At 57.6% G+C, this 20,396-nt stretch carries 19 protein-coding genes and 1 pseudogene; 5 read left to right on the forward strand and 15 right to left on the reverse strand.

The genetic code is table 11. The features are described from left to right. Positions 1-31: 31 nt before the first annotated feature. From ACOQOY_RS00250 to ACOQOY_RS00265, 4 genes are all read right to left on the reverse strand, one after another. The gene (locus ACOQOY_RS00250; protein WP_420583515.1) at positions 32-913 is read right to left on the reverse strand and encodes an IS982 family transposase; all 882 of its coding nucleotides are present in this window, start codon (positions 911-913) and stop codon (positions 32-34) included. 225 nt (positions 914-1,138) lie between these two features. Next, positions 1,139-2,218, reverse strand: a complete 1,080-nt coding sequence (tcuB, locus tag ACOQOY_RS00255; RefSeq protein WP_420583489.1) for a tricarballylate utilization 4Fe-4S protein TcuB — start codon at positions 2,216-2,218, stop codon at positions 1,139-1,141. Beyond that, a complete protein-coding gene (gene tcuA / locus ACOQOY_RS00260; RefSeq protein WP_420583490.1) occupies positions 2,208-3,602 on the reverse strand; it encodes an FAD-dependent tricarballylate dehydrogenase TcuA in 1,395 nt (464 codons plus the stop codon). The genes tcuB and tcuA overlap by 11 nt, the downstream gene beginning before the upstream one ends. A gap of 11 nt (positions 3,603-3,613) precedes the next feature. Next, the gene (locus tag ACOQOY_RS00265) at positions 3,614-4,294 is read right to left on the reverse strand and encodes a GntR family transcriptional regulator (protein WP_420583491.1); all 681 of its coding nucleotides are present in this window, start codon (positions 4,292-4,294) and stop codon (positions 3,614-3,616) included. A 324-nt stretch (positions 4,295-4,618) separates the two neighbouring features. Between ACOQOY_RS00265 and ACOQOY_RS00270 the strand changes: the two are divergent. Beyond that, positions 4,619-4,873, forward strand: a pseudogene (locus ACOQOY_RS00270) (AbrB family transcriptional regulator); the annotation flags it as partial. Here ACOQOY_RS00270 and ACOQOY_RS00275 read toward each other — a convergent pair. The 6 genes from ACOQOY_RS00275 to ACOQOY_RS00300 all read right to left on the reverse strand — a co-directional run bounded on the left by ACOQOY_RS00275 (position 4,842) and on the right by ACOQOY_RS00300 (position 11,328). Then, positions 4,842-5,822 carry a D-2-hydroxyacid dehydrogenase family protein gene (locus tag ACOQOY_RS00275; protein ID WP_420583492.1) on the reverse strand — a complete coding sequence of 327 codons (981 nt, stop codon included), beginning with the start codon at positions 5,820-5,822 and terminating at the stop codon, positions 4,842-4,844. The pseudogene ACOQOY_RS00270 and the gene ACOQOY_RS00275 sit on opposite strands and share 32 nt — an antisense overlap. Next, entirely contained in the window at positions 5,819-6,055 is a 237-nt protein-coding gene (locus ACOQOY_RS00280; protein WP_420583493.1) for a hypothetical protein, read from the reverse strand. The genes ACOQOY_RS00275 and ACOQOY_RS00280 overlap by 4 nt, the downstream gene beginning before the upstream one ends. Before the next feature lie 140 nt (positions 6,056-6,195). After that, positions 6,196-7,026, reverse strand: a complete 831-nt coding sequence (locus ACOQOY_RS00285) for an IS5 family transposase (RefSeq protein ID WP_420583494.1) — start codon at positions 7,024-7,026, stop codon at positions 6,196-6,198. Positions 7,027-7,051: 25 nt separating this feature from the next. Next, positions 7,052-8,122, reverse strand: a complete 1,071-nt coding sequence (locus ACOQOY_RS00290; RefSeq protein WP_420583495.1) for a PrpF domain-containing protein — start codon at positions 8,120-8,122, stop codon at positions 7,052-7,054. A 10-nt stretch (positions 8,123-8,132) separates the two neighbouring features. After that, entirely contained in the window at positions 8,133-10,163 is a 2,031-nt protein-coding gene (locus ACOQOY_RS00295) for a tripartite tricarboxylate transporter permease (RefSeq protein ID WP_420583496.1), read from the reverse strand. 76 nt (positions 10,164-10,239) lie between these two features. Continuing rightward, the gene (locus ACOQOY_RS00300; protein ID WP_420583497.1) at positions 10,240-11,328 is read right to left on the reverse strand and encodes a tricarboxylate transporter; all 1,089 of its coding nucleotides are present in this window, start codon (positions 11,326-11,328) and stop codon (positions 10,240-10,242) included. A 139-nt stretch (positions 11,329-11,467) separates the two neighbouring features. On the opposite strand from ACOQOY_RS00300, the gene ACOQOY_RS00305 reads away from it, so the two are divergent. Next, positions 11,468-12,136, forward strand: coding sequence for a response regulator transcription factor (locus ACOQOY_RS00305; protein WP_420583498.1), 669 nt, complete (start codon positions 11,468-11,470; stop codon positions 12,134-12,136). Then, positions 12,133-13,500, forward strand: a complete 1,368-nt coding sequence (locus ACOQOY_RS00310; RefSeq protein ID WP_420583499.1) for a sensor histidine kinase — start codon at positions 12,133-12,135, stop codon at positions 13,498-13,500. The genes ACOQOY_RS00305 and ACOQOY_RS00310 overlap by 4 nt, the downstream gene beginning before the upstream one ends. An 88-nt stretch (positions 13,501-13,588) precedes the next feature. Here the strand turns inward: ACOQOY_RS00310 and ACOQOY_RS00315 are convergent, their stop codons facing one another. The 5 genes from ACOQOY_RS00315 to ACOQOY_RS00335 form a co-directional block, all read right to left on the reverse strand. Next, complete coding sequence (locus tag ACOQOY_RS00315) at positions 13,589-14,272, reverse strand: ABC transporter permease (RefSeq protein WP_420583500.1); 684 nt, start codon at positions 14,270-14,272, stop codon at positions 13,589-13,591. 13 nt (positions 14,273-14,285) lie between these two features. Next, a complete protein-coding gene (locus ACOQOY_RS00320; RefSeq protein WP_420583501.1) occupies positions 14,286-14,966 on the reverse strand; it encodes an ABC transporter permease in 681 nt (226 codons plus the stop codon). A 62-nt stretch (positions 14,967-15,028) separates the two neighbouring features. After that, complete coding sequence (locus ACOQOY_RS00325) at positions 15,029-15,802, reverse strand: transporter substrate-binding domain-containing protein (RefSeq protein ID WP_420583502.1); 774 nt, start codon at positions 15,800-15,802, stop codon at positions 15,029-15,031. A gap of 37 nt (positions 15,803-15,839) precedes the next feature. Continuing rightward, a complete protein-coding gene (locus ACOQOY_RS00330; protein WP_420583503.1) occupies positions 15,840-16,637 on the reverse strand; it encodes an ABC transporter ATP-binding protein in 798 nt (265 codons plus the stop codon). 109 nt (positions 16,638-16,746) lie between these two features. Beyond that, positions 16,747-17,685, reverse strand: coding sequence for a LysR family transcriptional regulator (locus ACOQOY_RS00335; protein ID WP_420583504.1), 939 nt, complete (start codon positions 17,683-17,685; stop codon positions 16,747-16,749). Positions 17,686-17,814: 129 nt separating this feature from the next. Between ACOQOY_RS00335 and speB the strand changes: the two genes are divergently transcribed. Then, a complete protein-coding gene (speB, locus tag ACOQOY_RS00340; protein ID WP_420583505.1) occupies positions 17,815-18,867 on the forward strand; it encodes an agmatinase in 1,053 nt (350 codons plus the stop codon). Positions 18,868-18,977: 110 nt separating this feature from the next. Next, positions 18,978-20,348 carry an aspartate aminotransferase family protein gene (locus tag ACOQOY_RS00345; RefSeq protein ID WP_420583506.1) on the forward strand — a complete coding sequence of 457 codons (1,371 nt, stop codon included), beginning with the start codon at positions 18,978-18,980 and terminating at the stop codon, positions 20,346-20,348. Positions 20,349-20,396 lie beyond the last annotated feature (48 nt).

Genomic DNA, 20,396 nt, shown 5'->3' on the forward strand with positions numbered 1-20,396 from the left:
CCAAGTTAAGTAACCCGAATTCCGGATAAGGTCATGTCACGTTGGGAATGCTTCGAATGACGTCTGGGACGACAACTTTCCCCATTTTGACCTTCGGCTGCGCCAGAACGTAGGCCACAACGCAGGAGAGCACGTGAACGAAGGCATTGGTTGGTGATCGGTGCCGCGTGTGTTCCAATCCCATGCCAGACTTGAGCTTGTCGAACAGGGTTTCGATGATGAACCTTTTGCGCAGCAGGATCTTGTCCAAGAGCGGCAGCAGGTAGTTTTTCATGTTGCGGCGAATGCCGGTGATCAGATGCAGGCCGCGCTGCCACAAACGCCGAAAAAGCGCTTTTGATATGTAGCCTTTGTCGGCGAACATCTTGCCGTCCAGTTCGGCAACCATAGCCTCAAACGGCTTGCGATCATCGGTGTTTCCGGCTGTGATCTTCACAGCCATAACTTGGCCCTTGCTATTGATGACCATGTGCAGCTTGAAGCCGAAGAACCAGCCCATGGTGCTACGCCCGCGTTTGGCCAGTCCTTTGAACACCTTGTTGCGGCTGATCCGGGCGTTATGGCAAACCGCCAGCTTGGTGCTGTCGGCAAAATAGAGTCCGGTCTCTTCTCCACGGAAACAATGCAGCAGCACGCAAAATGGCACGAGCAGGCGTGGCATCAGTGTGACGAACCGGCCATAGCTTGGCAAATCGCCAAAGCAGTCCCGGTATTCGATCTCCACCCCATAAAGCCAGAAATGCTTGAAATCCTTGTAAGCTGAGCCGTGAAACAGAACCATGATGAACAACATCTCGCTGAGCGAGAGTTTCCCGGACCGCAGCCGCTGGCGGCCTGTGTCGATCAGGCGATGCTTTTCCCAATCTTCGAAGGTTTTTGCAAAATCATCGATACAGCAAAACAAAGCAGTGATAGAGGTGTTCACGAGGGGCATTCCTATCCGTTGGTTTCGGTTACGGATAATGAATCAGGCCACGCCAGATTTGGGAATCCCCTCACCCTCGCTTAAGCAGAATCGGGGTTAAGTACGAAGCTTCCAGATGTTGACCGCTACTGGCAGTGTTGCAACGCAGTCTTCCTAAAAAGCAAATATGATCCTATTGCATTTACTTTCGCAGTTCGCAGGCGCTGCAAGCTGTTAGCGGGTCACGGACACATCTCTTTTCCGTTGCGCATCTCTTACCAAAGCCGCGAGCCTGAAAAAGCCGTGGGCCATTTTTGTGTAGGGCGTCAGCAGGAAAAATGTCAGGACCGATCCAAGATGGATGGCAAGCAACGCAGGCATCAAGGCCGATGAACCTAGAGCGTAGAGAACAAGCCCGCTTAACCCCACAAACCCCAATATCAAGACAAATCCGATGTCGCCGCCCCAGGCAGAAACGTCGCCGAGGTTGCGGTCAGATCTCTTTTTCAGCAGGACCATCGCGCAGCAACCAAAGGTAAGCAAAACGCCCCCTGATACGCCAAACAGCTTTGGCAGTGACCAGAATCCGTAAGGCGCGTGCAATCCGAAACCGTAGTGCATGATCGTAGCTGCTGAGGTTGATGCGAAACACAACAAAAAGCCGTACATGATCGTATGATGCACATGACGGCGGGCCTGACTAAACCGATCTTCATCCTCAAAATTGCAACCTTCTCCGTGGCCGGCAGCCAAGTCCTGCATCCTTGCTGACCGGCTGAGAGCGTATTTCAAGTCGCCGGGTTGGATCGGTTTGCCTCCAACCGCGTGCCAGTAGCGCCGCAAGCTGATGCCGACGCTTAAGAGTGGAAGAAGGAACGCCGGGGCAAAGATCGCGACCATAGCGTTGTGAGAAAGGACTGCGTAGAAACCTTCGCCGCCAGCCGAACCGATCATGCGAATGGCCCAAAACAAAAGCGCGAAGCCGACCACCAGAGCCAGAGCGATGGCTCCGCCATGCGTGTGGAACCGGCGTGCGAGGGGTTGCGGCCAGGCAAAGCTTTCCCAACTGTCCCGCCGGACCTCTGCCAGCGCCTTGGGCAGGTTCAGATCAAACTCGTGTGGGGCTGTGTATTGGCAGGCGTAGTAGCACCCTCGGCAGTTGTGGCAGAGGTTGGCCAATTGCGTTATATCGCCATCCGAGAATGCGCGCTCGGCATGCAGCGACGGAAAAACCGAGCAATAGCCTTCGCAATACCGGCAGGCGTTGCAGATCTCGGCTTGACGGCGAGCTTCCTGAATCAGTTCAGTTTGCATATGCGGCGGCCTCACGTCCTGCGATGCGTCCAAAGACAGTTCCAATCGTCATGCCGAACCCGGCCAGATACCCCTGCCCCAAAATCGATCCGGCCATTGTTTCACCTGCTGCCCAAAGGTTCTTGATCTTGCCGTTTGGCGTCGAACACTGTGCTGCGCTGTCAACCTTCAGCCCCAAATAGGTAAAGGTCACGCCAGTGCGCAGCGAATAGCCGTAGAAGGGTGGCTCGGTGATTGGGCGGGCCCAGTTGGTCTTGGGTGGCGTCAAGCCAGAGGTCGCGACCCCATCCAATTCGGTCGGATGAAAACCACTTGTGTTGCCGCAAGCCGCGTTGAACCCGGCCACTGTTGCGTTCAGCTTTTCCGCGGGCAGGCCCATCATCTCAGCCAATTCCTCTAGCGTGTCTGCTTTCAGCGGAGGGAATACCGATGGCATGAACAGGTTCAGCGATTTTGCATCGATGATCACATACCCCACCTGATCCGGCTGGGCCGCGACCAGACGCCCCCAGATCGCGTAGCGTTTGGGCCAGACATCCTCGCCCTCGTCATAAAAACGCTCCGCGTCTTTGTTCACGACGATGGAAAACGGCACGCAATCTAAACGCGTGACGATGCCGCCATCGAATTTCGGCGCACGCCCATCAATGGCCACGGCATGGCACTGGGTCGGGTCACCAACGCTTTCTACTCCTTGGTCCAGTAGATCAGCCAGAACCACGCCCCGATTGTAGGGTGTGCCGCGGATCAGAAAGTTCTTTGCAGGTTCTCCCCACGCACGCGTCAACCAATCCGTGTCAGCCTGAAATCCGCCCGAGGCGACAATGATGGCTTTGGGGATGATGCGATGGGATTGGCCTTCATGGGTATAGTCCACCCATTCAATCCGATCGCCGTTCAATTCCAGATGCGTAACAGCAGCTTCGTAAAGAACCTCGACTCCCAACCCAGTCGCCGTCCGGTAATAAGCATTTACCAGAGATTTACCGCCGCCCATAAAGAACGCATTGGTTCGCGCCAGCGACAATGTCCCTGACAATGAGGGTTGGAATCGGACACCGTGGTCCTCCATCCAGGGCAGACATTCCTCAGACGTTCTGATTGCGAGCCGCGCCAGATCTTTATCGGTTTTCCCTCCGGTGACCTTCAGCAGGTCTGACAGGTATTCGTCTTCGCTGTATTCTTCGATCAGCGGACCCAACGGGCCCCTATGCATACAGCGGAAATTGCGTGTATGGCGGGAGTTTCCGCCACGATAGGGTTTAGGCGCTGTTTCAAGGATGAGAACGCGCGCGCCGGCCTCAGCGGCAGTCATCGCGGCGCAAAGAGCAGCGTTTCCTCCGCCAATCACAGCGATATCGTAAGCTTCCGAATGGGGGGCCATGTCGTTTCTGCCTATTGAGTTTGATCGGTCGTGCGGTCGCGTTCCTGCAACGCGCGAATGCGCATACGTTGTGCCGCGTGGATGTGAGCACGCATTTCAGTCTCAGCCAGCGCACCATCACGGGATTTTAGGGCCGCCATGACACGGCGGTGTTCAGCCACCGCTACCTCGGCCCGTTCCGCATCCAGCAATTGCGAAGGACCCAGGATCAACAGCGCCTTCTGCAAGGACAACATGGATTTTGTTAGAAACCGGTTCTTCGCTGCATCCAGAAGGGTCGCGTGGAAAATTCTGTTGATCCGCGCAGCATCCGGGCCGGTCCCTGCCTCGGCCAGACGGTCATTCAGTACGTCCAGTTCATCCAGTTCAACATCCGAAGCCGCCCGCGCCGCCAGACGCGCGGCCGTACCCTCCAGCACCGCGCGCATTTCATACAGCTCCATGACTTCGGCGTAATCCAGACTGCGCACTGTCGCGCCCTGCCGCGGAACATGCGTGACCAGACCGTCGGCTTCCAGTTGCCGGATCGCCTCGCGTACCGGAGTGCGACTGACACCCAGCCTCTCGGACAGTTCAATCTCGCGCAGGCGATCGCCCGGTAGAAGGCGGCCGTCCCGAATCTCATCCAGCAGGCGCTGATAGGCGGAATTGCCTTGCGGGCCAGGCTGTAACGGGTCGTCTTGGATCGTCATCGAGCGCTCACTTGTCTTCTTGCGTCCACTTGTATACATCTGGATACATATCAAGTCAACCATATCTAAACAGGCCCTTTGTCCACTCGGATCAACGCAGCCCCCCTTTGGAAAAAGCGGGGCTAACCTTCAGTCTTGCGATGCTGAGTACCGGAGCCATATGAGCGTCGAACTTGCCGCCGCCTTTCTTGTTCGACTCGATGAGCGCCTGCCTGATTGCAGCACTTGCTCGCGCACCGATGGAGGGGTTTGGACAGGCCTAAGTGGCGGTCCAAACCACTACGGGCATGGCGGTGGGAGCATCAATCTCCGCGGCCAAGCTGCGCCTACGTGGTTGTCCTGGCCGTACTGGCAGCGGCTTTTACTGCTGTTGTCACCGCCTTGGGTCTTGGACAGCCGATTGAGGCGTTTCTGGCCTTCGCGCCCGGCGGGCAGGCCGAGATGACGGTTATGGCCATCGTTCCGGGGGCAGATTTGGGCTTTGTGATCACCCGCCATCTGACAAGGATCGTGCTGGTGATCATCGGCGCGCCCTTCGCCGCAAATCTTATTCTGCGGTGGTCCAGACCTCGGGGTTGATCATATGAACCGGAGCGCCCTCGGCAAAGGCATTCACCTGATCGAAAATATCCGCAAATTGCAGGTCGAACTCATCCTCGGTTACAAAGCCGATATGCGGGGTCGCGATCAGGTTGGGATGCGACAACAACGGATCGGTCGGATCTGTCAGTGGCTCAGTATCGAACACATCAATCGCCGCTTTACCGGGGCGACCGGCGTTCAGTGCCGAAAGCAAAGCGCCCGGAGCGATCAACCCGGCCCTTGAGGTGTTTACAAACATCGCCGCAGGCTGCATCTGCGCAAGATCCGATGCGGTGATGATCCCGCGCGTGTCCGGTTTCAGACGCACATGGACTGAGACGACATCGCTGTCGGCAAAGAACGCTTCACGGTTGGGCGCGACCTGCACGCCATCCGCTTGCGCCCGCGCCCGGCCTTCTTCGGACGACCACCAGACCACGTTCATTCCAAACGCCTCGGCATAACCAGCAACGGCCCGCGCAATCCGGCCATAGCCATAGAGCCCGAGCTGACGACCGCGTAGCGTCTTGCCCACTCCGGCCTGCCAGCGCCCTTCCTTGATTGAGGCCATTTGCGCGGGCAAGTCGCGCATCCCCGCCATAACTAGCGCCCATGTAAGTTCCGCAGCGGCATAAGACGGCGTGCCGCCGTGCATGTTCGAACACAACAACACGCCGTGATCTGTGCAGGCCTCAACATCGACATGAGGATAAACGCTGCGCTGGCTGATCAGTTTCAGGTTCGGTAATTTCTCCAGCAAGGCGCGAGTGACTTTGGTGCGTTCGCGGAACAGGACAAGCACCTCCGCGTCCTGCAACCGCTCGGCCAGAACGTCAGTGTCTTCGACATGATCTGTCCACACTGTCACTTCATGGTGGGTGAGTTTCTCAAAACACGACAGGCCCCGCAGCGTGTCAAACCAGTCATCCAGAATGTGTACGTTCATCGGCTTTCAATACCCTGCCCGGTGTTCAGCTTTCTTGGGGTCGGCACAAAATGCGGTGCATCGAGGGCGGCCAGGGCGTTTCGGACCCGTTCGCTTTGATCCAGCAGATGGTTGAACTGCTCATCGCACCCGGCGATCGGCGTTGGGTATTCTGCCATATCCCGCCGCAAGGCCGCTTGCGCCAGCTTAAGCTCCTGACGCGCGATACCGAGGCATTCCGAATAGTCGTCCATCGTGACCTCCTTCTATGTATACCATAGTATACTGTATAGCTGCCACCTGATCAACTCCCGTTCCAAACAGATTGCGGCACATAAACATGCCCGTCCGCCAACTTGCGCGCAGTTCGAACTAAGAGCCTGAATCTAAAGTTTTACGTTGCATAGCAGTGCCTTGCCAGTCTGCGTGTCAGGAGGCGGATATTGGCAACGAGCGCCCAGGCTGTTGAGCTTTCGATTGTGCGTTCCCAGTCTTTGGCCAACCGTCGACACCTTCCCAGCCATGCAAAAGTGCGCTCAACGACCCATCGCTTGGGCAGAAGAACGAAGCCTTTTGCCTTGTTAGGTCGCTTGACTATTTCCAGTGTCCACTCATCACCCATGGCTTGTCGGAGCTTATCCCCCGCATACCCACCATCGGCGAAAATATGGCGCAAACAAGGGAATTTTTTGCCGACCGCTTTGAGCAGATCGGGAGCGCCGTCACGGTCCTGGATGTTGGCGGCATGAACGATGATAATCAGCAGAAGCCCAAGGACGTCCGTCACAATATGACGCTTGCGCCCCTTGGTCTTTTTGCCGGCGTCATATCCGCAAATGCCTCCACTTTCTGTAGTTTTCACACTTTGGCTATCAATCACACCCGCCGTAGGCTCGGCAGCGCGGCCCTCCAATTCACGAGCGGCAGCAACCAGCAAATCACTCATTGCCGCCAGCAAGCCCGCGTTCCGCCAATTATAGAAATATCCCTGTACAGTCGTCATGGGAGGAAAGTCTGTCGGCAAAGCGCGCCACTGGCAGCCTGTCGATCCGATGTAGAAAATCGCATTCATCACTTCCCGCATATCCGTCGTTCGAGGACGACCGCCAGACCGTGCCGGTGGAATCATTGGCTCGACCAGCGACCATTCATCGTCTGACATGTCACTTGGATAGCGGTCCGTTTTGCGTGTATGTTGAGCGCGAGCGATATCATTCCAGGGCATCTGATCCTCCGTTTGCCAGCAAAATTCAGAGAATCATAACCCGATGATATCCTTCAACTACTTTTCGGTCAGGCTCTAAGCCCGCCGCGTTCACGGTGAACCCGTCGTCGGTAGAGAAATCGACCAGCACGTCGATTTTGCCCGAGGCGTGTTCCAGTATGACTTCAGCCGGGCTGTTAGTGGGGCGATCCAGCAAACCGTCCGCAACAGTCCCGGGCGTCAAAGCGCAGGACGCCATGCACTGCGCCCCGGTGACAGCCATGGTCGGGTGGGTCTTCCACGGCATGAAATACCGCACCGCGAGCGTTCCGCCATCTCTGGCAGGCGCGACAAGACCGAATTTGGGGGTCACCGATTTGGACACGTCTCCCATACCCATCCGTTCCCCGGCCTCAATCCGCACAGCCTCCATCCGGTCGAAAAAGACGCGGTTGGCGTCCAGCTCCTCGGCACTTTCATAGCCTGTCAATCCGAAGTCGACGGCGCGGGCGATGGCCATTGGCATGGCAACATCCATGCAAGTCAATTCGATGCCCTGAACGGTATCGCGCAGGTTGCCTGTGGGCAGGAAAGCTCCGGTTGCCGAGCCTGCGACGCCCATGAAACTCAGCTGCACCGGCGCTGAATGACCGGGGACACCGGCGATTTCCGCATCGCCCTCATAGGTCAATTCGCCCCCGGGTGTATTCACCTTGGCAACGACCCGAGCCCCGGTATTGACGGCTCTGATGCGGACTTCAGTCTCATCGCACTGCGGTTGGAACAACCCCATCTCAATCGCAGCGGGGGCAACGCCGGACAGGATATTGCCGCAGGTGGGTTTGAAATCGACCAGCTTTTCCTCGACCGAGACCTGCGCGAAGAAATAGTCGATATCGGCCCAGTCATCCTCACTGACCGACAGCATCGCGACCTTCGTGGTCACCGCCGCGCCACCGCCGATGCCATCGATGTTCAGCGACTGCCCGGACCCAAGGGCGGCGATCAGCACCTCGGCCAAAGTGTCCAAATCTTCGGGCAAATCCGAGCGACGGAAATATGGGCCTTTCGACGTGCCACCACGCATGAAAATGTAAGGGATTGCGGTTTGAGTCATCTTGGATCCCTCACTTCAACGGCCAGGGCAAGCTGACTATGTCTTGCAACAAGCCCGGCGGGAAATCGCGGTTCAGAGCGCCAGCCATCAGGCACATGAAACCGATGCCGCAGGCGGTCAGGATCAGCGTCATCTGCCAGCTGGCCCCGGCCCGGATACGGAAGAACGCGATCAGGAAACCCAGCAACGCGAGGATGAAACCCACCACCCAGGTCGCGGCGATCAGGCTGGCGAACCATGCCAGCGTGGACCACAGACCATGGGGCGCACTGGCGTCCTCACCGGCGATTTCCTTGTCGGCAAAGATCGCGTCACCCTCGGGCCGCCGCATCATCTGGATCAGAAGGATCACGCAGCAGAACAGCGAGACGCTGCCGATCACCAGCGGGATGATCTTGTCGGTCATGTTGTAGTCGGGGATCATGTTGGCGTTGACCAAAGCGACAATCAGATAGGCCATGATCACCAGCAGGAAGATCAGCGGCGCGCGCTTTGTACCTGCCTGAACATCACCTTCGGCCATGATCATCTTGGCCTGCCGGATGCCCAGAATGACCGAGACGACTGTGACCACAATCAGGACGATGACGATGGGGCTGAAGACGTACTCCATCCCTTCGCCAAAGCTTTTGCGGAACCGGAATGAGGCGATCTGGAACGCCTGATTGGTGAACTTCTCAACCGGGTTCGACAGAACGAAACCGATCAGGAAGGCTGGGCGCGACCAGTCGAAACGGCGCAGGAAGATGCCGATGAGGCCGATCACGAACAAGGCCAACAGGTCTTCGAAGTTTTGCCCCGATTGGAAGGCTGCAAAGCTGATCAGCATGAACAGGAACGGGGCCAGATAGGTAAAGCGGATCGTGGTCAGCTTGGCGATCCCGCCCGAGGCCGCGATGCACAGAATGGTGCCCACGACGTTGGCCAGCGCCAGCAGCCAAACGATGGAATAGGTGATGTCGAGGTTGTCTTTCAGCATGCTCGGCCCGACCTCGATATCACCGGACCCCAGCAGGGCCACCGCGCCGATGAAGATCGCCATCGAGCCGGAACCGGGAATGCCAAACAGCAGGGTCGGCACCAGCCCCCCACCCTCTTTGGCGTTGTTCGAGCTTTCAGGGCCGATGACTCCGCGCACTTCGCCTTTGCCGAAATTGCTCTTGTCTTTGGTGGATTGAACCGAGTGCCCGTAAGCGATCCAGTCAACGACTGAGCCTCCGAGGCCGGGAATGACGCCGACAACCACGCCGATGATCGAACAGCGGACCGACAGCCAGATATTGGCGAACCAGTCTTTGACACCGTCCAGCCAACCGGCGCCCAGCGAGGCGCCTTTGGCAATCGACCGATCCTGTCGCAAGAGAGAGACGATTTCGGGCACGGCAAAGATGCCCAGACCAACGATGACCAGCTTCAGGCCATCCGTCAGATAGGGAATGTCATAGGTCGCCATGCGTAGCGATCCGCCGGCATCGGCCTCACCAATAGTGCCTACCATCAGTCCCAAACCGGCAGCGGCGACTCCTTTCAGCGGGATACGCCCTGCCAGAATCGCGACCATCGACAGCCCAAGAATTGTGATCATCAGCATCTCGGGCAGACCGAAGGCCAGAACGATGGGCCGCGCGATCAGGATGAACATGGTCAGGAAGGTCGCGCCGACCAACCCACCGAACAGGGACGAGGAAAAGGCCGCCGACAGCGCCCGCGCGGCCTCGCCCTTTTTGGCCATGGGGAAGCCGTCCAGCACCGTCGCTTGCGAGGCGGAACTGCCGGGAATGCCCATCAGGACGGACGCGAACGTGTCCGACGTTGGCACCACCGCGACCATCCCAATCATCAAAGCCAGACCCAAGATCGGGTCCATACCGAACATGAAAGGAAGCAGCAGCGACAGGCCGGCGATGCCTCCGAGCCCCGGGAAAACGCCCACGGCCAAGCCCATGACCACTCCGAGCACAAGATAGCCCAGAACGATGGGTTGCAGGATCAGAGCCCACGCATCACCAAGCGCAGGAAGAGCTGTGGCGAAAACCTCCATAGCGGCCGCCTTTCATAAATTGTCGTGTATGTGGAAAAGCGCGCGCCCTTCGTCGGGCGCGCGACGACGTGTCGGCTTAGTTCAGCTCGACGCCATAGGCCTCTTTCAGCCAGTTCAGGACATACTGCTTGGCATTGTCGTCCACATTGGTCGCTGTTTGCAGCGCAGCTTTCGAGCCGTCGCCGACGAACACCGGATACTTGCCTACACGTTTGGACGAAATGTCTGCAAAGTCACCACGCTCTGTTACGGCTTGGAACGCTGCAGTGTAGGCATCAACGACCTCGGGCGGCGTGTCACCGGGCAGGAAGGCCAGTTTCTGAACCGGGAAGCCCGCTACGAAGAAGGCTTTCCATGCGTCCCATGCTTCACCGCTGGTTTCGCACCCATCGGTGGCCTCGCAGACCTCTTTAAAGGTCGGAATGTCCGGGAAGGTCGGGTCACGAACGATATTGCCATCGGCGTCCAGAGCACCCCAGGTCATCATCGGAACGGCCTGACCAGCCTCGACCAGCGGGGCCGAGCCGCCCAAATAGCCCGAGGACGTCTGGTAATCGATATTGGCTTCGCCACGTTCGAACATCAGGCGACCGTCTCCACGGCCTTTGATGCCAAAGACCGGTTCCACATTCATGCCCAGCATCTGCCAGGCCAGCAGAGGTACAAGGTCCAAACGGGTTGCGCCCTGCGAGCCGTAGATGAAATTGGTGTCCTTCAACGCATTGGCAGAGCCGTCGAACTTGGCTCCGTCCTCTGCGTTCAGATAAGCAACACCACCGGTGCCCGATGCCATGACCGGAATCCAGTCGTTGTATTCATAGCGCACGCGCGGGTCACTCAGAAGATAGGGGAACTGAGTCGACCCAGAGGTGCCAAACAGCAGTGTGCCATCATCATGGCTCTGCTCCTGAAACCAATTCGCACCTTTGGTTGATCCGGCACCCGGCATGAATTTGACCACCACGGTCGGCTGACCCGGCAGCGCTTCGGACAGAAGCGGCGCAAAGAAGTTGGCCCATTTGGCCGACCCGCCCGTTTCCGAGAACGGAATGACCCATTCGATGGTCTTGCCCGAGAAATCGACCTCAGCAGCGGCAGGTGCCACGAGTCCGGCGGCGGCGATCAGCCCCACGACGGCGCGACGGGTGAAGTTGGAAATGGCCATTGGTTCCTCCCTGTTGACCAGACAACCACGTCAGCGCCCTCCGCACCACCGTGATTGCAAATAGAACTGCGGGGTTGATTCCCCCTCCCATCTGGCAATCATGGAGCGCCAACCTTGCGCGAAACTTGCAGGAGCCCGAATGCGGATCGTCATCGTCGAGGATAACGAAACACTCGCCAACGCCATTGCCTATCGCCTGCGGGACAGGGGCCATGCCGCTGATGTGCTGACAGATGGCGATGCCGCCGATCTGTATCTGGAACAGGAAGGCGCTGACCTGATCGTTCTGGACATCAACTTGCCCGGTCGGTCAGGGCTTGAGATCTTGAAGTCCCTTCGCAACCGGGGCGACAGTGCGCCTGTCATCCTGCTGACTGCGCGCTCCGAGACCAGCGACCGCGTTTCGGGTCTGGATATGGGCGCCGACGACTACCTGGTGAAACCCTTCGAGATGGATGAGCTTGAGGCCCGCATCCGCGCCCTGTCGCGTCGCAAACAACTGGATTATGGCGCGCGCGAAACCATCGGAGATCTTGAGTTCGACCGCACAGCCCGGCAGGTCAGCGCAAAGGGCCAAGTGCTTGACGTACCGCGCCGGGAAATGGCCGTGCTTGAATGCCTGCTGGAACGGCGGGGCAGGATCGTACCTAAAAGTCAGTTGACCGATTACGTCTACGGCGTGGGCGCTGATGTCGACGATTCAGCCGTCGAGCCGCATGTGTCACGACTGCGCAAACGCCTTCAGAACCTTGGCATCCGGATCAAGACCGCCCGTGGCCTTGGATATTTGCTTGAGGTGCAGAAGTGATCCGGCACGGCTCACTCAGGCTCAGGCTTTTCATTCTGATCCTGACGCCATTGGTGCTGCTCGCTATCCTGCTTGGATACTGGCGCTACACCGTGGCCCAGCAAACGGCGCAGGAGTTGTTTGACGACAGCCTGTTGTCCGCTGGTCTGGCCATTTCGCGCGATGTGGCCGTGTCAGAGGGCGATGCCTTGTCGCCCACAACGCGCAGCTTGATCCGCGACGCGTCAGGCGGAGAGATTTTTTATCACGTGACCGGACCCGGCGGCATCTACGTAACCGGGTATGCATACCCTCCGGCCGCAGCAAACCCGTCCGAGCAAGACGCGTACCAGCCCCGGTTTTTCGAGGCGATCTATCGGGATGAGCCGGTGCGCGTGCTAAAAATGACCGAGCGGGTCACGCTGGACAATCTGGTGGGTGATGCGACAGTCACGGCCTGGCAACGCATCGCGGATCGCAACGCCTTTGCCAATGAGTTGTCGATCCGTGCGGCGATCCTGATGGGTATCCTGCTGGCAACCCTTGCGTTCGTTGTCTGGTTCGGCGTTGCCCGCGGTCTGCGGCCCTTGCTGGATTTACAGGACGCGATTGACCTACGCTCACCTGACGACCTGAGCGAAATCAAACGCCCGGTCCCGGTCGAGGTTCATGGAATTGTTCAGACCCTGAACCGGCTGTTTGGACAGGTCGAACACAGTATTAACGCCCATCAGGTTTTTATCTCAGAAGCCGCGCATCAATTGCGAAATCCGGCAGCCGCAGTCCAGTCGATGGCTGAGGCATTGCGCGATGCAAAAACGGATGAGGACAAGGACAAACGGATTATCGAACTGGTGGCAGCGGCAAAGAATTCGGCCACGGTAGCGGAGCAGCTATTGTCGCTTGAACGACTGCGGCAGCCGACGCATCAGGATCAGATGGAAAGGATTGATTTCCGCTTGGTCGTGGAAGAAGCCTGTGCGGAAATGGGCGTTGCAATCCTCGCAAAAGGGATTGATTTTGAGGTCACGATGCCGGACTCGGCAATCAGGGTCTCAGGGGATCAGGTCTTTTTGACGGAGGCCATCAAAAACTTGCTGGACAACGCAATTAAGCACGGTGGCGCTAAGTTGAGCCGAATTTCGGTCGTGCTGCGCTGTCACGGCGGAAACGTCAAGTTGACTGTGGCCGACGACGGAGCGGATCTTTCGCCTGAACAAAGCGAAGCAGTGTTCAGTCGGTTTTCGCAGCTGGAGTATTCCGAAGGTAGCGGCCTGGGGTTGTCAATTGTCTCAGCGGTGGCAAAGCGCCATGGAGGACTTGTCGAAATCAACCAAGTCGAAAAAGGAGCCAGCCTTACGCTTGAGCTTCCTATCGCGCTGTAATTCGGTTCTAAATCTACTCCGAACACGAAATCCGTCACCCGGTGTCGTCGCAAATGTCAGCCCCGAATGTCCCAAGACCAGACAATGGCTATCGTACAAGATGAGCCAAAAACCGCTTCTCGGCCTGATTGAAAATCCGGTCTACGATGAAAACGATAATCAGGTAGAGCACAGCCGCCGTAATCAGTCCTTCATAGGCAAGATAGTACATCCCGTTCAGCGTTCGGCCTGCGCCAAGAATGTCCGTAATGGTAATTGTAGAGGCGATCACACTGGCGTGCAGCATGAAAATCACTTCGTTGGAATAGGCAGGCAGAGCCTTACGCAGCGCACTTGGGATGATGATCCGCCGGGTGAGTTTGAAGGGGGACATACCGATGGCTTCTGCGGCCTCGATCTCGCCTTTCGGGATGGCAAGAATTGCGCCTCGGATCATTTCGCAGACATAGGCCGCGCTGTTCATGGAAAAGGCGATGACGGCGCAAATCTCGGGTCGTTTGAGCAAAGGCCAGAATATCGAGTCTCGGACGGCTTCGAATTGGGCAAGCCCGTAATACAGCAGGTATAGCTGCACCAGCAAAGGCGTGCCGCGATAAGCATAGCTGTAGGCAGCCGCAGCCCTGCCCAGATACGGAACCTTATACGCTTGCGCCAAGGCCAGAGGGATCGCCACGATGCCGCCGATAAACAGGGATGTTGCGATCAGCCAGATGGTCGTCCAAACGCCTTCAAGGAAAAGATCGCGATGTTCCCAGATCAGATCGTATTCCATCAGATCCCGCCCCTTATCGCAGCGCGTAACGTTTGCCGAGGGCGCGCAAGCCGACGTCGGAAATCTTGGTCAGGCCAAGGTAGATAAAGAAGGCCATCAACAGGAACAGGAACGGCTCTTGCGATGTGCGGCCGGCCTGATGGGCGTTATACATGATGTCGTGCAATCCCAGGATCGACGCCAGCGCCGTGGTCTTGAGCAGCACAAGCCAGTTGTTCGTGAAACTCGGCAAGGCCAGCGGTACGATCTGCGGCCAGACAATGCGGATCATGCATTGGCGCGAGGTCATCCCGATGGCCTTGGCGGCCTCGATCTGCCCGACCGGAATCGACAGGAATGCGCCGCGAAACGTTTCGGTCATGTATGCGCCAAAGATAAAGCCGATGGTGATGGAACCGGCCATGAACGGGCTGATCTCAAGATACGACCACCAACCGGTGGCGGCACCCAGATTGTTCAGCAACATCTGACCGCCAAAGAAAACCAGCAGCATCAGAACCAGATCGGGGATCCCTCGGATCAATGTTGTATAGGTGCGTCCGATCATGCGCAGAACCGGGTTTCGTGACAAACGCAGCGTTGCCCCCATGATCCCGAACACAATCGCCAGGCACACAGCGGCCAGCGACAAGGCAACAGTCAGCCCCAATCCGGACAGGACCATAGGGCCGTATTCTATCAGTAATTCAAGCAAGTGTGCCCCTTTGCCGATGGGTCCTCACCCGCCTTTCGCGGGTGAGGGGCATTGTATCCAGTTTATTCCCCGTAGATGTCAAAGTCGAAATACTTGGCGTTGATTTCGGCGTATTTTCCATTTTCGCGCAGGGCAAGAATAGCGCCACTGATCGCATCGCGCAGTTCAGGGTCGGATTTGCGCGTCCCGATGGCTGAGCCATAGCCGAAATATTTTGGGTCGGTGTAATCCTCACCAAACAGGGCAAAGCCTTCACCCTGATCCGTGTTCAGGAAGCCTTCGACGATCTGAAGTTTGACGCCCATTGCCGCATCCAGTCGGCCGGAAACCAGATCCAGCCAGATTTCATCCTGGGTCGGATAGGTTTTGACATCCACATCCTTACGTTCGCTGCGCAGGTAGTCTTCCATGATGGTCGAACGCTGCACGCCCACAGTTTTTCCGGCCAGACCTTCGCCATCATCCAGCCCCGCATCGGCGCGACCAACAAAGGTTGCCGGGATTTGGTAGTATTTGCCGGTGAAGTCGATTGCTCGGCGGCGCTTGTCCGTGTCTGTCATTGAGGCCAGCAGCGCATCAAACTTGTTGGCATTCAGCGCCGCGATCAGCGCATCAAACTCATGCTCCGACCAGGTGCAGGTAGCGTTCAGCTCCTCGCAGATCGCATTGCCGATTTCGATATCAAAACCGGTCAGTTCCCCGTCCGCTGTCTTGAACGCAAAAGGTTTGTACCCTGCTTCAGTACCCCAGCGGATAACCAAATCGTCGGCGCTGGCCGCCGTGGCACCAATGGCCAGAGCCAAAGTCACGGCGACGGGTTTGAATATGCTTTTCATTGTTTCCTCTCCTGTGGAAATGCCAGTTTCTGGCAGATTAGTCCCGGGCTTTTGAGACGAAATCACTCCATCTCTCTGATGCCTCTTTCGGGTTGTTGAACAACTCTTGCGGCGTGCCCTGCGCCTCGACCAAACCTTTGTGCAGGAACATGACCTTGTTGCTGACGTCGCGGGCAAAGCCCATCTCATGCGTGACCACCAGCATGGTGCGGCCTTCCTCGGCCAATCCGCGCATGACCTTGAGGACCTCGCCCACCAATTCGGGGTCCAGCGCCGAGGTCGGCTCATCGAACAGCAGCGCGCGCGGCTCCATTGCCAATGCACGTGCAATGGCACAGCGTTGTTGCTGGCCGCCGGAAATCTGCGACGGGTAGAAATCTTTGCGCTCGTAGACGCCAACTTTCTCAAGACAATCCTGTGCCCTGTCGCGCGCCTCGGCTTTGGACAGGCCCAACACGTGAACCGGCCCTTCCATCACGTTTTCAAGAACCGTCATGTGCGACCACAGATTGAAGCTTTGGAACACCATGCCCAGATTGGCGCGCAGCCGAACCGCCTGTTTGGCGTTCGCAGAGGTGATCTGTCCGTTGTTCGAGCGCTCAAATTCGATCTCTTCACCTTCGACGAAAATACGCCCGGAGGTCGGCGTCTCAAGAAGGTTGATACAGCGCAGAAAGGTGCTTTTGCCCGATCCGGACGATCCCAAAATCGAGATCACGTCGTGATTATGCGCATCCAGCGAAATCCCGTGCAACACCTCGAGGTTGCCGAAGCTTTTCTTCAGGCCCTCCACGCGGATCGTGGGATCTGTATCACTGGAATTCACTTGGCTCATCAGCGCCTCCGGAGCAAATCACTCCCAAAACCTGACGGCAAAAATGTCATCTTAAAAGAGCGTGATCCCGAACGAATGTTTCATAACGTTGAAACACCATGCTTAAAATTTAATCCGCCCGTGTGCCACTTGCCTTCGCTCGCATCAGTCTTAAAAATTCTGACGCATGTGGGCTCAAGACTTTGGTGCGGTGAAAGGCCATATGCACGGTGCTCTTGTAGCTGAATGTACTGGGCAAGATTTTAAAAAAATCAGGCTCGCGCCCGTCGAAATAGTGATCCGGCAAATAACCCAGATAAACCCCGGCCTTGACCAGAGCGGCAACGGCCTCGGTTTCACGCACGACAGGGCCACGTTTGAACCGGCTCTTTAGCCCGGTTTGCAGGCTGCTTTCACGATACTCCCGCGATATAAGCTGATAGGTCTGAGCCTCTTTGGCTGTGATCTTTCCGGATTGGCGCAATTGCTGCGCCAGCGGATGCGTTTCGCCTGCATAGACGCTGGAAACCTCGCCATAGATCGGCTCATAGGTCAGCTCGTCGAACGACGTATATCGGTGCAATATTCCTATATGTGCTGATCGTTCAATAAGCCGCCGCTCAATCTCGCGCGGCGATCCCACCATGAGGTTGATGGTTACGTTCGGCGCCAGTTGGTTGAAGGTGCGCATGACCTCTGTCAGTGGGTTTCCCTCGTCGGTATAGGTGAAATCCGTCATGCAGATATCCAGTTTACCAACAAGATTTTCGTTGATGGTCGCAATCCCTTCGACGAACTGATCCGCCGCCGCCAGCATTTGTTCGATATAGACCATGGCCTTTTGGCCATGCTGTGTCAGCTGAAACCCGCGCCGACCCCGTTCGCGGTGCAACAGCCGCATGCCAAGACGGGTTTCGATGTCCGTGATCTGCCGCGAAATCGTTGATCGACCAACGCCCAATTCGGTCTCGGCTGCAGACAGGCTTCCGCATTCGACCACCTTGGTCAAAACACGCATCAGGCGCAGGTCAACATCGCTTACCGCACCGAAGAAGATCTTTTTTCGCATACCCGACCGATCCCAAAGACTGTTGCAGCTAAATGAAACAATGATTGGATGTCCAGCGATATCTTGGGGCGTTTTGGGTGGGTACGGTAATCCGGCGCAAATACCCAAAAAGCAGGAGCTGAAAACCGTATGGCTTGGAACGACGAAAAGCTTGAACTGTTGCGGGAACGCTTTGATGGCCCGAACAGTCACGTGGTCTATGACGAGCACGCCAAGCATATCTCCTCTTTGCTGTTTGATCCCGGCGGAACACGTCGCACCGCGCCCTATGCCGGGGCGATGACATTTCTGGATGCCCCCAGCGCTGACCTGACTGACGAAGGCTTGGATGGTCTGGACGTCGCCATCATCGGGATGCCCATGGACCTGGCTGTCACCAACCGCCCCGGATCGCGCTTTGGCCCGCGCGCCCTGCGCGCAATTGAACGGATCGGTCCTTATAACGAAGGGCTGCGCTGTGCCCCCGTGCAAGAGATGAAGGTGGCCGATGTCGGGGACGTGCCCTTCCGCAGCCGGTTCAGCCTAGAGCAGAGCCACGAAGACATCACCGATGCGGTCGCCAGGGTTGTCGCGGCGGGGGCCTTGCCGCTGTCGGTCGGCGGCGATCACTCGATCAGCCTGCCGATCCTGCGCGCCTTGGCCAAGGACGGGCCGGTCGGAATGCTGCATATCGACGCCCACGCCGATACCGGGGGGCCGTTCGATGGCGAACGCTTCCATCACGGCGGCCCCTTCCGCAATACCGTGCTCGAAGGGCTTTTGGACCCTGAACGCACGGTGCAGATCGGCATTCGCGGTCAGTCGGGCTATCTGTGGGAGTTCTCCCATGCCTCGGGCATGACGGTTATCGAGGCGCAGACATTGGCGCATCAAGGTCTGGACGCGGTTATTGCCCAGGCGCGTGAAGTCGTAGGCAATGGTCCGACTTATGTATCCTTCGATGTGGACTCGCTGGACCCGGCCTTCGCCCCCGGTACCGGCACGCCCGAAGTAGGTGGATTGACCCCGCGCGAGGTCATTGCCTTGCTGCGCGGGATGAAAGGTATGAACATCGTTGGGGGCGACGTGGTTGAAGTGGCCCCTTCGTTCGATGCAACATCGAACACGGCGCATAACGCGGCAACGGTGCTGTTTGAAATTCTGAGCCTGATGAAATTTCGCAATCAGAACACAGAAACATGAAGGGATTTTAGTCTGGAGACTTACCTTGCCGGGGTGTGGACCAGAACATACCGTTTCGCAGCCCACGCGGCATAGCAACCTGCCTGAACCGACCGTTCAAAGGAGCCATCATGACGATCCTGTCCAATTCGCCCGAGGGGCGAGACATCGCTCATCATTTTCACGGATATACCAACGCCCGTGCCCATCAGGACGTCGGCCCGATGGTCATCGACCGCGGCGAGGGTTGCTATGTCATCGACAACACCGGCAAGCGCTATTTCGAAGCCATGTCCGGATTGTGGAGCGTCGGGCTGGGCTTTTCCGAACAACGTCTGATCGACGCGGCGACGCGACAGTTGGAGCGGCTGCCCTTCTACCACAACTTCTCGCACAAATCGCACGATCCGGCGATTGATCTGGCAGAGAAGCTGGTGTCGCTGGCGCCCGTCCCGATGAGCAAGGTTTTCTATACAAACTCTGGGTCCGAGGCGAATGACACCGTGCTCAAGATGGTCTGGTACCGCTCGAACGCGTTGGGTCAACCGCAGCGCAAAAAGGTGATCAGCCGGTTGCGCGGATATCACGGCGTGACCATTGCCTCGGCCAGCCTGACCGGCCTGCCGAACAACCACCGCTCTTTCGATCTGCCGATCGCCAACGTGCTGCACACCGCCAGCCCGCATCACTACCGGGACGCGCATCCCGGCGAAGACGAAGAGGCGTTCTCCTCCCGTCTGGCGCAGGAGTTGGAGGAGCTGATCCTGACCGAAGGTCCCGATACGATCGCCGCCTTCTGGGGTGAACCGATCATGGGCGCGGGCGGCGTTGTCGTCCCACCCAAGGGCTATTGGGCCAAGATTCAGGCGGTGCTAAAGAAATACGACATTCTGCTGGTCGCCGATGAGGTGATCTGCGGCTTTGGCCGTCTGGGCACCATGTTCGGATCGCAGGCGATGGAGATGCAGCCGGATATCATGATGATGTCCAAACAGATCACCTCGAGCTATCTGCCCTTCTCGGCCATCATGGTGACTGATCGCGTGTTCGAACCGATAGCCGATGAAAGCAATACGATTGGAGTCTTCGGGCACGGCTTTACCGGCGGGGGGCATCCGGTTGGCGCAGCCGTAGCGCTGGAAACGATCACCATCATCGAGGAACGTGATCTGGTGGCACGTGCGGCTGAAACAGGTGCCTATATGCAGCGCCGCCTGAAGGAGATGGCGGATCACCCGATGGTGGGCGAGGTGCGTGGATACGGAATGCTGGGCGCGGTTGAGCTGGTCCACGACAAAGAGACAAAAGCGCCATACGAGGCGCCAGGCAAGCTGGGCGCATTGGTCAACGCCAATCTGACCGAACGCGGCGTGATCTCACGTCCGATGATCGACGCGATGGCGCTCTGCCCGCCGCTGATTTCGACCACGCAGGACATTGATCTGATGGTCGATAGCCTTGCCGCCTCGATCGAAGTTGTTCACGGGACTATACACGGTTGAGGCACTCGGGGCTTTGGGCAGAAGACAAGCTTTAGCACCGGCGCGCCC

Source organism: Ruegeria sp. (assembly GCF_965221235.1).
Classification (GTDB): domain Bacteria; phylum Pseudomonadota; class Alphaproteobacteria; order Rhodobacterales; family Rhodobacteraceae; genus Ruegeria.

Excerpts from the sequence above, each read along its gene's own strand:
- ACOQOY_RS00295 (WP_420583496.1), bottom strand. The coding sequence starts at position 10,163 with ATGGAGGTTTTCGCCACAGCTCTTCCTGCGCTTGGTGATGCGTGGGCT.
- ACOQOY_RS00280 (WP_420583493.1), bottom strand. The coding sequence starts at position 6,055 with ATGGACGACTATTCGGAATGCCTCGGTATCGCGCGTCAGGAGCTTAAG.
- ACOQOY_RS00330 (WP_420583503.1), bottom strand. The coding sequence starts at position 16,637 with ATGAGCCAAGTGAATTCCAGTGATACAGATCCCACGATCCGCGTGGAG.
- ACOQOY_RS00290 (WP_420583495.1), bottom strand. The coding sequence starts at position 8,122 with ATGACTCAAACCGCAATCCCTTACATTTTCATGCGTGGTGGCACGTCG.
- ACOQOY_RS00335 (WP_420583504.1), bottom strand. The coding sequence starts at position 17,685 with ATGCGAAAAAAGATCTTCTTCGGTGCGGTAAGCGATGTTGACCTGCGC.
- ACOQOY_RS00305 (WP_420583498.1), top strand. The coding sequence starts at position 11,468 with ATGCGGATCGTCATCGTCGAGGATAACGAAACACTCGCCAACGCCATT.
- ACOQOY_RS00315 (WP_420583500.1), bottom strand. The coding sequence starts at position 14,272 with ATGGAATACGATCTGATCTGGGAACATCGCGATCTTTTCCTTGAAGGC.
- ACOQOY_RS00275 (WP_420583492.1), bottom strand. The coding sequence starts at position 5,822 with ATGAACGTACACATTCTGGATGACTGGTTTGACACGCTGCGGGGCCTG.
- tcuA (WP_420583490.1), bottom strand. The coding sequence starts at position 3,602 with ATGGCCCCCCATTCGGAAGCTTACGATATCGCTGTGATTGGCGGAGGA.
- ACOQOY_RS00300 (WP_420583497.1), bottom strand. The coding sequence starts at position 11,328 with ATGGCCATTTCCAACTTCACCCGTCGCGCCGTCGTGGGGCTGATCGCC.
- ACOQOY_RS00285 (WP_420583494.1), bottom strand. The coding sequence starts at position 7,026 with ATGCCCTGGAATGATATCGCTCGCGCTCAACATACACGCAAAACGGAC.
- ACOQOY_RS00325 (WP_420583502.1), bottom strand. The coding sequence starts at position 15,802 with ATGAAAAGCATATTCAAACCCGTCGCCGTGACTTTGGCTCTGGCCATT.
- ACOQOY_RS00265 (WP_420583491.1), bottom strand. The coding sequence starts at position 4,294 with ATGACGATCCAAGACGACCCGTTACAGCCTGGCCCGCAAGGCAATTCC.
- tcuB (WP_420583489.1), bottom strand. The coding sequence starts at position 2,218 with ATGCAAACTGAACTGATTCAGGAAGCTCGCCGTCAAGCCGAGATCTGC.
- speB (WP_420583505.1), top strand. The coding sequence starts at position 17,815 with ATGGCTTGGAACGACGAAAAGCTTGAACTGTTGCGGGAACGCTTTGAT.
- ACOQOY_RS00345 (WP_420583506.1), top strand. The coding sequence starts at position 18,978 with ATGACGATCCTGTCCAATTCGCCCGAGGGGCGAGACATCGCTCATCAT.